Source organism: Uliginosibacterium silvisoli, from assembly GCF_036017035.1.
GTDB lineage: Bacteria > Pseudomonadota > Gammaproteobacteria > Burkholderiales > Rhodocyclaceae > Viridibacterium > Viridibacterium silvisoli.
In genome coordinates this window covers 294,960-307,715 of sequence record NZ_JAYXHS010000004.1, presented here as the reverse complement: position 1 = coordinate 307,715, position 12,756 = coordinate 294,960, and the positions used below count along the sequence as shown (strand labels likewise).

Annotated in this window: 14 protein-coding genes; 3 read left to right on the top strand and 11 right to left on the bottom strand. The window is 60.6% G+C overall.

Annotation, left to right across the window (positions count from 1 at the left end):
• The first annotated feature begins 6 nt into the window (after nucleotides 1-6).
• Entirely contained in the window at nucleotides 7-2,253 is a 2,247-nt protein-coding gene (locus VVD49_RS19270; protein ID WP_327600856.1) for a response regulator, read from the top strand.
• A 76-nt stretch (nucleotides 2,254-2,329) separates the two neighbouring features.
• On the opposite strand, the gene VVD49_RS19265 is transcribed toward VVD49_RS19270, so the two are convergent.
• Entirely contained in the window at nucleotides 2,330-2,479 is a 150-nt protein-coding gene (locus VVD49_RS19265) for a hypothetical protein (protein WP_327600855.1), read from the bottom strand.
• Nucleotides 2,480-2,628: 149 nt separating this feature from the next.
• On the opposite strand from VVD49_RS19265, the gene VVD49_RS19260 reads away from it, so the two are divergent.
• The gene (locus VVD49_RS19260) at nucleotides 2,629-3,771 is read left to right on the top strand and encodes a zinc-binding metallopeptidase family protein (protein WP_327600854.1); all 1,143 of its coding nucleotides are present in this window, start codon (nucleotides 2,629-2,631) and stop codon (nucleotides 3,769-3,771) included.
• A gap of 85 nt (nucleotides 3,772-3,856) precedes the next feature.
• Here VVD49_RS19260 and VVD49_RS19255 read toward each other — a convergent pair whose 3' ends face one another.
• The 6 genes from VVD49_RS19255 to VVD49_RS19230 form a co-directional block, all read right to left on the bottom strand.
• Nucleotides 3,857-4,330, bottom strand: coding sequence for a response regulator (locus VVD49_RS19255; protein ID WP_327600853.1), 474 nt, complete (start codon nucleotides 4,328-4,330; stop codon nucleotides 3,857-3,859).
• The gene (locus VVD49_RS19250) at nucleotides 4,290-5,792 is read right to left on the bottom strand and encodes a sensor histidine kinase (RefSeq protein ID WP_327600852.1); all 1,503 of its coding nucleotides are present in this window, start codon (nucleotides 5,790-5,792) and stop codon (nucleotides 4,290-4,292) included. The genes VVD49_RS19255 and VVD49_RS19250 overlap by 41 nt, the downstream gene beginning before the upstream one ends.
• Before the next feature lie 230 nt (nucleotides 5,793-6,022).
• A complete protein-coding gene (locus VVD49_RS19245) occupies nucleotides 6,023-6,229 on the bottom strand; it encodes a hypothetical protein (RefSeq protein ID WP_327600851.1) in 207 nt (68 codons plus the stop codon).
• Between the two features lie 85 nt (nucleotides 6,230-6,314).
• The gene (locus tag VVD49_RS19240; RefSeq protein WP_327600850.1) at nucleotides 6,315-6,515 is read right to left on the bottom strand and encodes a hypothetical protein; all 201 of its coding nucleotides are present in this window, start codon (nucleotides 6,513-6,515) and stop codon (nucleotides 6,315-6,317) included.
• A 68-nt stretch (nucleotides 6,516-6,583) separates the two neighbouring features.
• Nucleotides 6,584-7,720 carry a DNA topoisomerase IB gene (locus tag VVD49_RS19235; RefSeq protein WP_327600849.1) on the bottom strand — a complete coding sequence of 379 codons (1,137 nt, stop codon included), beginning with the start codon at nucleotides 7,718-7,720 and terminating at the stop codon, nucleotides 6,584-6,586.
• Nucleotides 7,721-7,739: 19 nt separating this feature from the next.
• Nucleotides 7,740-9,125: a sigma-54-dependent transcriptional regulator gene (locus VVD49_RS19230; RefSeq protein ID WP_327600848.1), complete on the bottom strand. Its 1,386-nt coding sequence runs from the start codon at nucleotides 9,123-9,125 to the stop codon at nucleotides 7,740-7,742.
• A gap of 530 nt (nucleotides 9,126-9,655) precedes the next feature.
• Here VVD49_RS19230 and VVD49_RS19225 point away from each other — a divergent pair.
• The gene (locus tag VVD49_RS19225; RefSeq protein ID WP_327600847.1) at nucleotides 9,656-10,648 is read left to right on the top strand and encodes a sigma-54 interaction domain-containing protein; all 993 of its coding nucleotides are present in this window, start codon (nucleotides 9,656-9,658) and stop codon (nucleotides 10,646-10,648) included.
• Nucleotides 10,649-10,804: 156 nt separating this feature from the next.
• On the opposite strand, the gene VVD49_RS19220 is transcribed toward VVD49_RS19225, so the two are convergent.
• The 4 genes from VVD49_RS19220 to VVD49_RS19205 all read right to left on the bottom strand — a co-directional run bounded on the left by VVD49_RS19220 (nucleotide 10,805) and on the right by VVD49_RS19205 (nucleotide 12,615).
• Nucleotides 10,805-11,665, bottom strand: coding sequence for an SDR family oxidoreductase (locus VVD49_RS19220; RefSeq protein ID WP_327600846.1), 861 nt, complete (start codon nucleotides 11,663-11,665; stop codon nucleotides 10,805-10,807).
• Nucleotides 11,666-11,686: 21 nt separating this feature from the next.
• Complete coding sequence (locus VVD49_RS19215; protein WP_327600845.1) at nucleotides 11,687-11,884, bottom strand: hypothetical protein; 198 nt, start codon at nucleotides 11,882-11,884, stop codon at nucleotides 11,687-11,689.
• A 47-nt stretch (nucleotides 11,885-11,931) separates the two neighbouring features.
• Nucleotides 11,932-12,090: a hypothetical protein gene (locus VVD49_RS19210; protein ID WP_327600844.1), complete on the bottom strand. Its 159-nt coding sequence runs from the start codon at nucleotides 12,088-12,090 to the stop codon at nucleotides 11,932-11,934.
• 84 nt (nucleotides 12,091-12,174) lie between these two features.
• Complete coding sequence (locus VVD49_RS19205) at nucleotides 12,175-12,615, bottom strand: PRC-barrel domain-containing protein (RefSeq protein ID WP_327600843.1); 441 nt, start codon at nucleotides 12,613-12,615, stop codon at nucleotides 12,175-12,177.
• Nucleotides 12,616-12,756: the final 141 nt, after the last annotated feature.

Genomic DNA, 12,756 nt, shown 5'->3' with positions numbered 1-12,756 from the left:
TCTCCCATGGCTCAGCGCAACGACCTCATTGCAGGTGTGGGTAACAAAGACGGCCAGGAAGGCGTCGAGAACATCACGCCCGCAAATATCCTCATCGTCGACGACTTGACGGAGAAACTGCTGGTCTTCAAAACCGTGCTCGAAGACCTGGGGCAGAACCTCGTCATGGTGCGCTCGGGAGCGGAGGCCTTGCGCGAAATCCTGCAGCGCGAGTTCGCCGTGATCCTGCTTGACGTCAACATGCCGGACATCGACGGCCTGGAAACGGCCAGCATGATCCGCCGTTACAAGCGCACGGCACACACGCCCATCATCTTCATCACCTCGTATGCCGACGAGATACAGACCACCCGCGGTTACTCGCTGGGCGCGGTGGACTACATCCTGTCACCCGTCGTACCGGAGGTGCTGCGCAGCAAGGTGATGGTGTTCGTTCAACTCTACGAGATGCAGCGCCGGACGCGCTTCCTCGCCGAGGAACGCATTACCTTCATGCAGGCGCAAACGGCGCGGGAGGCAGCGGAGGAAACCACGCGGCGCTCCAACTTCCTGTCACGCGCCAGCCGCGAGCTGAGCGCTTCGCTCGAGATGAACTCGGCAGCTCATCGTCTCGTCGAGCTGGTCACGCCGGAGCTGGCAGACCTCACCGTGCTGTTGGTGGATATGGGTGACGATCCGGGCATGATGCTGATGCGCTCGGCCACTACCCGACTCTACAACCCTGAGACGTGCACGCTATCGCCTTATCAGGACCTGCCCATCGACATGGTCGAAGCGTGCGTGGAGTCCGCCTATCAGGCGCGCGCCATTCGCCTGACCTGGACTGAAGAGCAGATGGCCGCGCGACCCGCCACGCTGGCAACGGCTGAGTGGCGCGGCGATCTTAACAATCTGCTGGTCGTGCCGCTGCGCCTCGGTGAACGGCAACTCGGCGTACTCGCGCTCCTCGCATCAGACTTCACCGCTGCGGATGTCGCTACCGTCGAAGAGCTCGCCAGTCGCGCCGCCATCGCGTTCGAGAACGCGCACCTGTACCTGAGCCTGCAACGGGAAATTCTCAAGTCGCGTCAAGCGGAAGAGAAATTGCAGGAGGCGAGTCGCCGCAAGGATGAATTCCTTGCAATGCTCTCGCACGAACTGCGCAATCCACTGGCCCCCATCCGCAATGCTGTCGAAGTCATCCGTCGCGTTGCAGCACCGGAGCCGACTCTGATCTGGGCACGCGATGTGGTGGACAGGCAGGTCTCCCATCTGTCGCGCCTGATCGAAGAGTTGCTCGACGTATCGCGCATCAGCCAGGGCAAGATTGCGCTGCGCAAGGAAGCCGTGGAGCTGGCCAGGATCATCGCGCACGGGGTCGAGACCGTTCGGCCGCTGATCGATGCTCGTGGCCACAATCTCTTCGTCGATGTCCCGCCCGCACCGGTCTGGCTGGACGCCGATTTTGCAAGGCTCTCGCAGGTCACCTCCAACCTGCTCAACAATGCAGCGAAATATACGGCAGACGGCGGGGAAATCAGCCTCGTGGCAAGCGTCAGCGAAGGCGTTGTCACGATCTCGGTAAAGGACAATGGCATCGGCATCGCGCCCACGCTGATGCCTCGCATCTTTGAGCTGTTCTCACAGGGTGAGCGCTCGCTTGACCGCAGCCAGGGCGGACTCGGCGTCGGCTTGACGCTCGTGCAGAGGCTGGTCGAACAGCACGACGGTCAGGTCGAAGCCGTCAGCGGCGGCATCGGTCGCGGGTCCGAATTCATCGTCACCCTGCCCTGCCTCACCGAGAACCTGTTCATACCGCGCAACTCCGCCCGCACCACGGCTGACCTGCTGCCAGCAGGGCGCGTCCGCGTGTTGGTCGTGGATGACAATGCTGACTCGGCAGAGAGTGTGGCCCTGTTCCTGCGCCTGGAAGGCCATGAAACAACCTCAGCACTGAATGGCTTGCAGGCCCTGGAGCTCGCGCAAAGCTTCAAACCCGACGTGATGGTGATCGATATCGGACTGCCGGGTCTCAATGGCTACGAACTGGCGCAGCGACTGCGTGCTTCGCAAGACACTGCGCAAATGCTGCTGATCGCGCTGACCGGCTATGGTCAGGAGTCAGACCTTCGCACCGCCAGGCAAGCGGGCTTCGATCACCACTTCATCAAACCTGTAAGTCCCGAGGAGATCCATCGGCTCATCGCAACCCGCGTTGCAGCGAACGGCAATGCGGCGCCTGGGGGAGAAGCTGCACAGATTCGCCGCGCATGATGCGCGGGCAATAACCACTTGCACCTGCCTTACCAACCTACGAAGCAGGCGCCAGGCTGAAGCCTGGTTCTGGTGATCAACTCAGCCCGCGCAACACCACGAGCATGCCACCCACGACGAGCACCACGACGGCAACGCTCACCACAATGTAGGCGACCCGGCTTTCGCGTTCGTCGCGGCGTACCTCATGAGGCGCCCAGTCGTACTTGATCTTCTGCTTTGCCATTTCACATCCCGCTCTCGTCGCATGGCTTTGCATCGATACATGCAAACCCTTAGTACATCGCAAGAACGGTGCCGAACCCCACAGCCTTGCAGGGCACGCCGGTTGCTGTAATAGGCGACGTGTAACCAATGAAATGTGCAGACACCAACATGAAGATCTTTCACTGCGACCACTGTGGTCACCTCCTCTTTTTCGAAAACAGCCTCTGTGTAAATTGTGGCCATGCGCTCGCGTACATTCCGGCGCAGCAGGACATCGCTTCCCTTGAAGCGGCGGGCGACAATTTGTGGCGCCCCGTCAACAGCGCGTCTTCCGAAAGCTTCCGCCTGTGCAGTAACTATGACTCCGGCATTTGCAACTGGGCCGTTCCTGCCGATGATCCTGAGCCGCTGTGCAAGTCCTGCCGCACGACGCTGATGATTCCCGACCTGAGCATCGCCGGCCACAAGGAGGCCTGGTTCCAGCTCGAAACTGCAAAACGCCGCCTCTTCTACAGCTTGATGAGCCTCGGGCTGGAGATCCGCAGTCGCGACGAAGAGCCCGCCAGCGGTCTAGGCTTCCAGTTTCTTGCAGCCGACACACCTGGCGCACCACCGGTCACCACGGGTCATGACGATGGTCTGATCACCATCAACCTCGCTGAAGCAGATGATGCCCAGCGGGAGCAGACACGCCTCTCGTTGGGCGAGCCCTATCGCACCGTGCTGGGTCACTTCCGCCACGAGATCGGGCACTATTTCTGGGACCGTCTCGTCAAGGACAGCCCTCACATCGACGCCTTTCGCGAACTGTTCGGTGATGAGCGACAGGATTATGCAGCAGCACTCAAGCAGCACTACGACGAAGGAGTTGCCAACTGGCAGGCGCCTAACTGGCAGCAGAACTTCGTCAGCGCCTACGCCAGCTCGCACCCATGGGAGGACTGGGCCGAGACCTGGGCCCACTATCTGCACATGGTCGATGCACTGGAGACGGCGAAGGCTTGCGGCCTGAGCCTCACGCCGACCCGAGAGGACGAGCCACACCTTGACGCGGAAGACCACGGCCCAAGATCAGGCGCACATATCGAGAAGATGGTGCAGGACTGGGTGGCACTGACCTACGTGCTGAACAATCTGAATCGCAGCCTGGGGCTATCGGACGCGTATCCCTTCGTGCTGACGACAGTCGTCATCTCGAAGCTGGCTTTTGTGCACGCGCTGATCGCAGAAGCAGCGGCACAGCCGGATGCGGATGACAGCCCCCCGTTGGAGGGTAAGCCAGAGGAAGTGCCAGCTGTCGCCAGGGCTTAGGCAGGCGCTAGTGCATCCCGGCAAGAGAAATCGCCTCGCCGCTCACGGCAGTCGGGGCGATTTCCTTTGAGTCGGCGAGGAAGATTCAGATCGTCAGCACGGAGCGCAGGCGACTCATATCTTTCAGGGCGCTGTAAAGACGGTCCGGCACGATGGGCTTGGTCAGGTGTGCGTTGAATCCGTAAGAGGCAGCTTTTAGCTTCTCATGCTGCAGCGCCGAGGCCGTGAATGCGATCGCAGGCATGGGCGCCCGCGCATCGTTTCGCGCTTCCCACTCGCGAATGCGGGACAGCGTTACGTAGCCATCCTGATCCGGCATGGCGATATCGCAGATCAGCACCTCGGGTAGATAGTCTGGCGCCAGGTCCGTAACGATATTGAGCGCCGCGATACCGGAATCGGCCAGCGTAACCTTTACCCCGCGAAGACCCAGCAGCGCCGCGAGAGACTCACGCGTCTCCCGGCTGTCATCTACCACCAGTACTCTCAAACCCTCGAGCGGGCTGGCGGCATGTGCATCAGATGGGGAGTGGCAAGATAAGGCGGAATGTAGCGCCATGCCCGACCCCTTCACTCTCACACTGCAGAGACCCTCCTTGCAGCTCGGCAATCCGTCGCGACACCGCAAGGCCAAGGCCGAGCCCCGCCGCGCGACGTGTCGGCGAACCATCTGCTTGCCGGAATGGTTCGAACACCGAAGCCAGCATCGATGGCGCAATGCCGTGCCCGTTGTCCTCCACGCTGACGACGACGTTAGCGGCCTCACGTGTGACACCGATGCGCACGTCACCGCCATCGTCGGTGAACTTGATCGCGTTGGAGATCAACTGGCGAACGATCTGCTGCACACGATCCGCGTCGCCCACCATGTCCACGTCGGAGAAGTCCGGCATGAAGGTGATGTCGATCTTCTTGTGCTCGGCCTCGTCGCGAGACGTATCCAGTGCTGCCTGAACAGTTCCGCTCAAGGAATAAGGACGGGATAGCAGGCTCAGATGACCGTTGAGTATCTGCGTAGCGTCGAGCAAGGCCTCGATCAACGCGACCTGCTGCGTCACGCCTGTCTTGATACCCGCCAACGCGCGCTGGACGATGGGACGACCCGAATCGATCTGGCTCTCCAGCACATGCGCCCAGCTCTGGATGCCATTCAGTGGCGAGCGTAGTTCGTGTGACACCACCGAGAGGAACTGGTCTCGCGAACGCGCCGAAGCCTCGGCACTCTGCCGCGCGAGCTCTTCGCGCATGAGGCTCTCACGATGCAGGTTCTGCGCCTCAACGCAGGCCGTGATGTCGTGAATGAGGATGAGTGATCCATGGGTGACGACGTCCAGGCCATCGTCGATCACGCTGGCCGCAAGATGGTGATCAACTTCAGTTTCACGCATACCTACGCGCAGGCTGAACTCGATCTCCGCGTGCGCACTGCTGCTATCTGCGGCTTGCTGCAACAAACGACCAATTGTCTGGCGCAGCGCATCCGGCACGGCCGCATCGGTCAGTTGTAACCCTTCCAGCGCCTCTGGCCGGACATTGAACAAGGCTTCAGCCTCCGGGCTGGAGAAGAGGATTGTCTGGTCAGCAGAGACGCGCAGCGTGGCCGCCGGCAAACGTGCGGCACGTCGATCGGCAACATTGCTGGCCGGAGGGGTCTTCAACGAGGTGATATCGGTGCAGGCACTGACCAGGCCGCCGAAGCTGCCGTCTGGATGACGCCAGGGCGAAGCACGTTCAAGCATCCAGCGATAAGTCCCATCGCGACGCAAGAGACGGAACTGGATCTCGACATCGGCCTGGGCCGCAATGGCCTCACGACCAGCCCCGACAACGGCCGCCCTATCGTCAGCATGCACCGAGCGCAGCCAGCCATTGCCTAGCTCCTCGTCCTGTGCGCGGCCGGTAAACCTCAGCCATCGATCATTGAAGAATCGATACACGCCCTGCTCGTCGGACAATCGTGTCAGCGTGGGGGTGCGCGCCACCATGACGTTCGAGAAGTAGTCCGTGTCATCCGTAATCATCGATTGCATATTCCTGCGCGCCGTAGCGGATTGAAGTCCGCCGGGGCGTGCTTCAGAAAAACTACCAACAGCAAATCCCGGATGTCGCTCCGGCCCCTGTAAATCCATACGATGCTGTGTCCAGTCCTGCGCCCGGACACGCTTCAGCGCGCTTCCATCCAGTCCGGAATCCGCAATATATCGCGAGCTTCCGTCGGCTACCTCACGACCACGCAAACCCATGGATGCTCCTATACCGCGTCGCCTACCGAAAGATCGTGCTGTACCGCGTGCTGGCTGAAGGCGTCTGCCGGCGCGCCCGCTGCGGTGGGCGTCAATCTGCCCGCATCGGCTGCTTGCTGTGAGGCCCGCCAACGACTCAGGGCCACCCAGGTGGCACCTGCAAGAAATGCGGTAACGGTGACCGCGCCTGCTTTTGCGAGGATGGATGTATTCATGCGTTTCTCCTCTGTCTGTCCTTGATTCACTATGACCTTACGCTGGCCTTGATCCGGCTTGATCGGGCAACACTCGCTTCGCTGTTCAGACCTGCTCGGGAAGCGGCGGCGGCTCAAGCGGAGGCGGTGGCGGTGCTATGGGCGGGTCGCCAACCGGCGGTGCCGGTGGTGGCACATTGGGCGGCGCCGGATTGGTACCCGGGATATTCGGCGTCGTGACGCCACCGGTCGAAATGATGATCTGCTCGGCACTCACAACTGCCACCTCTTCCATCGTACGTTTCATTCCGGTACATACAGCAACGGCCATGCCCAGGGCGTGCGACTGCAGAGTGCCTCCACGCATTTCTCCGATTAGCGCCTCGCATCACTCGGTAACGCAGCAAGGAAAGCTTTCAGGCGCGCTTCGCCCGCGCTCAAGCCCGCTACCGCTTTCGCGGCCGGGAGCGGCACAGATGCTCCCTCCAGATAGCGCTGCAGAATCGCTGGATGAATGTAGGCGCGGCGGCAGACGGCTGGCGTATTACCCAGACACGCTGCAACGCTTTCTACAATCGACACGACATTTTTCCTGCGGATTGCCTCGTCATCGGCAGCCGGTAGCGGGCGCAGCAGTTCGAACGCCAATGCGCTGCCCGCCCAAGTGCGGAAATCCTTGGCAGTGAATGAGGCGTTGGCGCAGACCAGCGACGAGAGTGCGTGCAGGTAGTCATTGACGTCACTGGACCCAAGCTTGTGCGGCATGCCCGCTTCGTCCAGGTACTGGAAGAGCTCATGGCCGGGAATATCCGCACAGCGGCGCACGATCTTCGCCAGTCGCGCGTTTCGTACCGACACATCGTGCTCGACGCCGCTCTTGCCGCGAAAACGGAAACTCAGCTGGCTACCGAGGATGTCCACGTGTTTGTCCTGCAGCGTGGTCAGTCCGTAGGAGTCGTTGTCCTTCGCGTAGGCCTCGTTGCCCACCCGGATCAAGGTCGTCTCCAATAGACGAACCAGGGTGGCAAGTACGCGCTGCCGCGGCACGCCGGGTAGCGCCAGATCCTTCTCGACCTGACGGCGGATCACCGGCAACGCCTCACTGAAAGCAAGCATGCGGTCGTACTTGTTCGCGTCGCGGATCTCGCGCCAGGCAGCGTGGTAACGATATTGTTTTCGGCCGCGCGCGTCCCGCCCGGTCGCTTGCAGATGCCCGCATGGATCAGGACAGATCCACACATCGGAATACGCCGGCGGAATCGCCAGCGCATCGATACGCCTCACCTGCTCCGCATCTTTCAGGCGCGTGCCATCCGGCAGGAAGTAGGCGAAACGTCCGCGCAACTTGCGACGCGAAATGCCACTGCAATCATCTCGCACGTAATGCAAGGAAGTGTGCGAACGATGCGCCTTGCCCGACGCCTGGGCCGAGCTACGTGTGGCAGGCGTGCCAGCCTGCTTGTCACCACGCTTGCTACCACCCCTCCCTGGCAGCGCCCTGCCCCCGTGCATCGCGATTACCTGCCGGGGCTCAGGCGACGTTCGCAGCCTCGTCCTCGTCGCTATCGCCCCGCGCCACCGAACCGTATTCTTCAAGCCGGTTGTAGAGCGTCTTGAGACTGATACCGAGGATCTCCGCTGCACGCTTCTTCACGCCACCACATTGCTCCAGCGTTGCGAGAATGAGCTGTCGGTCCATGTCCGCCAGCGAAGTGCCAACCGCAACCACCACACTGGAGCCAGTGGCCGGCTTGGCGCTGGAGATCTGCAGCGGCACGCTGGCCGTCTCGATCAGCTTGCTGTCGGTCATGATGTAGGCACGCTGCACATAGTTGCGCAGCTCCCGCACATTGCCCGGCCAACCGTGTGCCACCAGCGCATCCATCGCGCCCGGCACGAAAGCCTTGCTCGTGTTGTGCGTTTCATTGAGCTGTTCGAGGAAGCTCAGTGCCAGCAATTCCACGTCCTTGCCGCGTTCGCGCAGGGGTGGCAATTGCAGCGGGAATACATTCAGGCGGTGATACAAGTCAGCGCGCAGCTTGCCTTCGGCCACTGCGGCTTCCGGATCGCGATTGGTGGCGGCAACGACGCGCACATCCGTGGCGATTTCCTTGTTGGTACCGACGCGCATGAACACGCCGCTCTCCAGCACGCGGAGCAACTTGACCTGCAACTCGATCGGCATCTCGGTGATTTCGTCGAGAAAGATCGTGCCGCCATCCGCGCGTTCGAAATAGCCGCGATGCTGACGATCTGCACCCGTAAAGCTGCCGCGCTCATGGCCAAACATTTCGCTTTCGATCAGGTTCGGCGAAATGGCGCCGCAATTGACAGGCAGGAAGGCCTGCTTGCGACGCAAACTGAGATCATGGATCGATTGGGCGGCCAGCTCTTTACCCGTGCCGCTTTCACCTACCAGCAAGACGGTGGCTTCCGTAGGCGCCACGCGATTGATCTGGTCGTAAAGCGTCTGCATCGCGGGCGAGTTGCCCAGCATGCGGCCAAACTTCCCGTAGCGCCGCAACTCCCCGCGCAACTGGCCGATCTCTGAGCGGAGATCGCTGCCACGCGGCACACGCGCCAGGATCACCTGCAGGCGCTGGATGTTTACCGGCTTGACCAGATAATCCGCTGCCCCCTGGCGCAAGGCGTCGACTGCGGTGTCGACGGATGCAAACCCGGTCATCACGATCAGCTCGACGGGCACCTTCGGGTCGAACTCCTTGAACAGATCCATGCCCGTGCCATCGGGTAGTTTCAGATCTGTCAGCACCACGTCAGGAGTCTGGCGCACAAGACTGATCCGTGCGTCACGCAGATCCTTGGCCAGGTCGACTGAAAAGCCTTCGGCTTCAATCAACGCGGCAAGGGCCATGCGGGTGTTTTCATCGTCATCAACTATGAGGGCTCTAGGCATTTACTCGGACCACGGGAAAAGTTCAGGAAACCGGGCTGCACTCAGCCCGTCGTAAATAGCATTCATCGTCATTCAGTCGTGCGGCACGCGCCAGGCTCATGACGAGCAATCGTTCAAAAGCTGATCGGGTACTGATTCAGCGCAGCCTCCACAAGTTCCGAAGAACCGGACCAGCGGACGACTGCAGGAACGCATTTCCGCCTGCACGAAGTTTCTGCGTCGGCAGACAGATCGCACGTTCCATGCCATTTTTGACAAAACTTTATTAATCAAATATTTAATTTAATTCTTGCCAATTGCGGACAGCTCACGGCAAAGAAAATAGGTAAAAATTACAAGATAGCAGGTGGAGCTTTTGCACGCCGGGCAGAGTTTCGCCAAGCCCTGAAGCCGGGGGCCACCCACACAATAGACCGGATAGCATTGACAGGCTTGGCGTTCAGCCCGACGCTCCGGATGCTATCGTCATCCCAGCCCTTGCAGGCACTGTTCCTGCTAAAGACGACAATCCCACAACAAGGAAGTGATTCATGTCAGATGCTTCTGTCTCTGCCGAGAAGGTAAGTGCGGCAACGCCGGATCGCTTCGGCGTCCTGCTTGGGGGCTCCCCTGCCATGCAGGAGCTGTACCGGCAGATCGAGCGCGTTGCATCGACCAACGCTTCGGTGCTCATCATCGGAGAAAGCGGTACCGGCAAAGAGCTTCTCGCCAAGACGGTTCATGATCGTAGCGCGCGCAGCAACAATCCGTTCATCCCCGTCAATTGCGGCGCCATCCCCGCCAAGCTTGTCGAAGCGGAGTTGTTCGGCCACGAGAAAGGCAGCTTCACCGGTGCCACGCATCAGCACATCGGCTACTTCGAGCACGCCACCAAAGGTACTGTCTTCCTCGACGAGGTGACGGAAATGGCCAGCGACATGCAGATCAAGCTGCTGCGTGTCCTGGAAACGGAGAGCTTTCACCGCGTAGGCGGTACAGACCTGATCCGCGTCGACATGCGTGTCGTGGCAGCCACCAATCGTGACCCCTTCGTGGCGGTGAGTGACGGCATCTTCCGCGAAGACCTGCTTTACCGACTGGCGGTCGTGCCGATTCGTGTGCCGCCGCTCCGTGAACGCGGCGACGACGTGGAACTGCTGGCCCAGCATTTCCTCAACGACCTGAACAAGGGTTCCAAGACGGAAAAGGTCTTCTCGCGCCGCGCTCTGGATGTCGTGCGTGGCTACGCGTGGCCCGGCAACGTGCGCGAATTGCGTAACACCATCCACCGCGCCTTCATCCTTGCCGACAAGAATGTCGACATCGCCGATCCCTACGCGGCCTCGAGTGGCGAGAAGACGTCGATCAGTAATGGCATGCTGAGCCTGCCTATCGGCACGCCGCTCGCCGAGGCGCAACGCGAGATCATTCTCGCCACGCTGAAGCATTTCGACGGCGACAAACGTCAGGTTGCGCTCGCACTCGGCATCAGCCTGAAGACGCTCTACAACCGGCTGGAGATATACCAGGCCGGCGGTGTTTAGCTGAAGTTGTCACGGAACGGCTGACTTCATCGAGGTGCTCGCCGTACTGACGTGCTGTCCGCTCGCTCGTCCTGCCACAGCTTCCTGACGGATAGAGGAAAAGCAAAGGCCATGAAATTGCTTCATGGCCTTTTTCATTCCGAGATCTGCTCTTGCCTAACCGTTGATGACTTCGCCGCCATTCGGATGCAGCACCTGCCCGCTCATGAAGCTGGCATCGTTCGAAGCCAGGAACACGTAGCTGGGTGCAACCTCGTTGGGTTGGCCTGGTCGTTTCATCGGCGACTTGCTGCCGAACTCGGCAACCTGTTCGGCGCTGAATGAAGCCGGGATCAACGGCGTCCACACCGGTCCTGGCGCCACGGCGTTAACGCGGATACCCATTTCAACGAGTTGCTGCGACAGGGAGCGCGTGAAGGCGACGATGGCGCCCTTCGATGCGGAATAGTCGAGCAAGTGCGCGCTGCCGCGGTATGCCGTCACTGACGCCGTGTTGATGATGCTCGCGCCGGCCTTGAGATGCGGCAGTGCTGCCCTGACCAGATAGAACATTGCGAATACATTGGTGCGGAACGTCTCTTCGAGCTGCCGGGGTTCGATGTCTTCGATGGAAGACTGCACATGCTGCTCGGCGGCGTTGTTCACGACGATGTCGATCTGGCCGAACTCGATCAGCGTGCGGGACACCAGTTCCGCGGCAAAGTCCGTGGTGCCGATGTCTCCACGCAGGGCGACGCATCGCTGTTCATACTCGCCCACCAGGCGAATGGTTTCCTGAGCATCGGCGTCCTCATCGAGATAGGCGATCACGATGTCAGCACCTTCCGCAGCGAAAGCAACACTGACGGCCCTGCCGATGCCGCTATCGCCGCCCGTGATGATCGCCACCTTTCCCTGCAGCTTCTTGCCTTGCGGTGCGACGCGCGGCGCTGACTCGGGCGCCGGCTGCATCAAGGCCTCCGAGCCAGGTTGATGGTCCTGATGTTGTGGTGGATTGACTTGTTGTGTGTCGACCATGCGACTCTCCTTCACGCCAGGTTACGACCTTGCCTTACGGCTCTTCCGGGTGCGGCTGACGCCAGCTTTTCTCAGCGAGATGGCAACCGCCTGCTTGACCGCCTTCTTCTTGCTTGCGGGATGGCTATTGCCGATTGCGCCGTCGTCCTCGTACTCATGCACGAGGGTGCGGATGTTCTCGCTGATCGTCTTCTGGCTCTTTCCGTTCTTGAGCGGCATCTGGAAATCTCCTGGCCGTAACTGAGGGTGACGTCGTGAGGGTCGCTTCAGCCTGCGCTGCGCGCCGAGGTGCGGCTGCGCTTCTCCGCCGGGCGCCTTGCAGATCTTTGTTCCTCTGTCTTGCTCGGGCCTTCCCGGCGCGGCGCCGTCGCAGCGCCGGTAGTGATAGCGCGCAGATCGCGCATGGTCTGGAATTCCGTGTTCATGAATCCATCCTTCATCGGAAAAAATCTGGGAGCACGGGCGGGCAGCAGGCCCGCCCGTGCAAGGGCTCTCAAGACTCATTCGACTTATTCGTCACCAAGATCCCAGTACGGACGCTTGCCGTAATAGTTGTGGATCGACGTAGCCCAGCTCAGATCGGCCATCGCTGGCCAATGGTCCTTGTCGAAACCAGGAGCGGCTTCGAGCTGCTCCTTCTCGGCATCGAGCACGAAGCACTTGCGGTCCGCATCGAGCGTCAACGCCGACCAGGGAATGGCGAAGAGCTTGTCGCCCACGCCGAGAAAGCCGCCGCTCGACAGCACGGCGTAAGCGATGCGGCCTGTGGGCACGTCCAGCATGATGTTCTGGACCTTGCCCAGCTTGTCGCCGGAAATGCTGAACACTTCGTCACCTTCCAGCGTATCGGCTGCGAGGACTTCGGGGCCGGAACGACCCGAGCCAAAGTGCGAGCCAATGATGGTTGCGCCACCACTGACATTGAGCGACTGTTGTGATGATATCGACATATTCGTCTCCTTTATCCACTTCTGTTTCAGGGGGTAATCCTGATAAGTCTCAGGACTCCGACACGACTCCGCGCTGCCTTGGATGCGTTGGACATGCCGTACCTGGAGTCGAGCAATTTGTGTTCCGCTAAACTGTTTGGG

What these genes read in the sequence shown, in the direction of transcription:
- VVD49_RS19210 (WP_327600844.1), bottom strand. Translation starts at nt 12,090, where the DNA reads ATGAACACGGAATTCCAGACCATGCGCGATCTGCGCGCTATCACTACC.
- VVD49_RS19215 (WP_327600845.1), bottom strand. Translation starts at nt 11,884, where the DNA reads ATGCCGCTCAAGAACGGAAAGAGCCAGAAGACGATCAGCGAGAACATC.
- VVD49_RS19225 (WP_327600847.1), top strand. Translation starts at nt 9,656, where the DNA reads ATGTCAGATGCTTCTGTCTCTGCCGAGAAGGTAAGTGCGGCAACGCCG.
- VVD49_RS19230 (WP_327600848.1), bottom strand. Translation starts at nt 9,125, where the DNA reads ATGCCTAGAGCCCTCATAGTTGATGACGATGAAAACACCCGCATGGCC.
- VVD49_RS19235 (WP_327600849.1), bottom strand. Translation starts at nt 7,720, where the DNA reads ATGCACGGGGGCAGGGCGCTGCCAGGGAGGGGTGGTAGCAAGCGTGGT.
- VVD49_RS19270 (WP_327600856.1), top strand. Translation starts at nt 7, where the DNA reads ATGGCTCAGCGCAACGACCTCATTGCAGGTGTGGGTAACAAAGACGGC.
- VVD49_RS19250 (WP_327600852.1), bottom strand. Translation starts at nt 5,792, where the DNA reads ATGATTACGGATGACACGGACTACTTCTCGAACGTCATGGTGGCGCGC.
- VVD49_RS19205 (WP_327600843.1), bottom strand. Translation starts at nt 12,615, where the DNA reads ATGTCGATATCATCACAACAGTCGCTCAATGTCAGTGGTGGCGCAACC.
- VVD49_RS19265 (WP_327600855.1), bottom strand. Translation starts at nt 2,479, where the DNA reads ATGGCAAAGCAGAAGATCAAGTACGACTGGGCGCCTCATGAGGTACGC.
- VVD49_RS19260 (WP_327600854.1), top strand. Translation starts at nt 2,629, where the DNA reads ATGAAGATCTTTCACTGCGACCACTGTGGTCACCTCCTCTTTTTCGAA.
- VVD49_RS19240 (WP_327600850.1), bottom strand. Translation starts at nt 6,515, where the DNA reads ATGAAACGTACGATGGAAGAGGTGGCAGTTGTGAGTGCCGAGCAGATC.
- VVD49_RS19245 (WP_327600851.1), bottom strand. Translation starts at nt 6,229, where the DNA reads ATGAATACATCCATCCTCGCAAAAGCAGGCGCGGTCACCGTTACCGCA.
- VVD49_RS19255 (WP_327600853.1), bottom strand. Translation starts at nt 4,330, where the DNA reads ATGGCGCTACATTCCGCCTTATCTTGCCACTCCCCATCTGATGCACAT.
- VVD49_RS19220 (WP_327600846.1), bottom strand. Translation starts at nt 11,665, where the DNA reads ATGGTCGACACACAACAAGTCAATCCACCACAACATCAGGACCATCAA.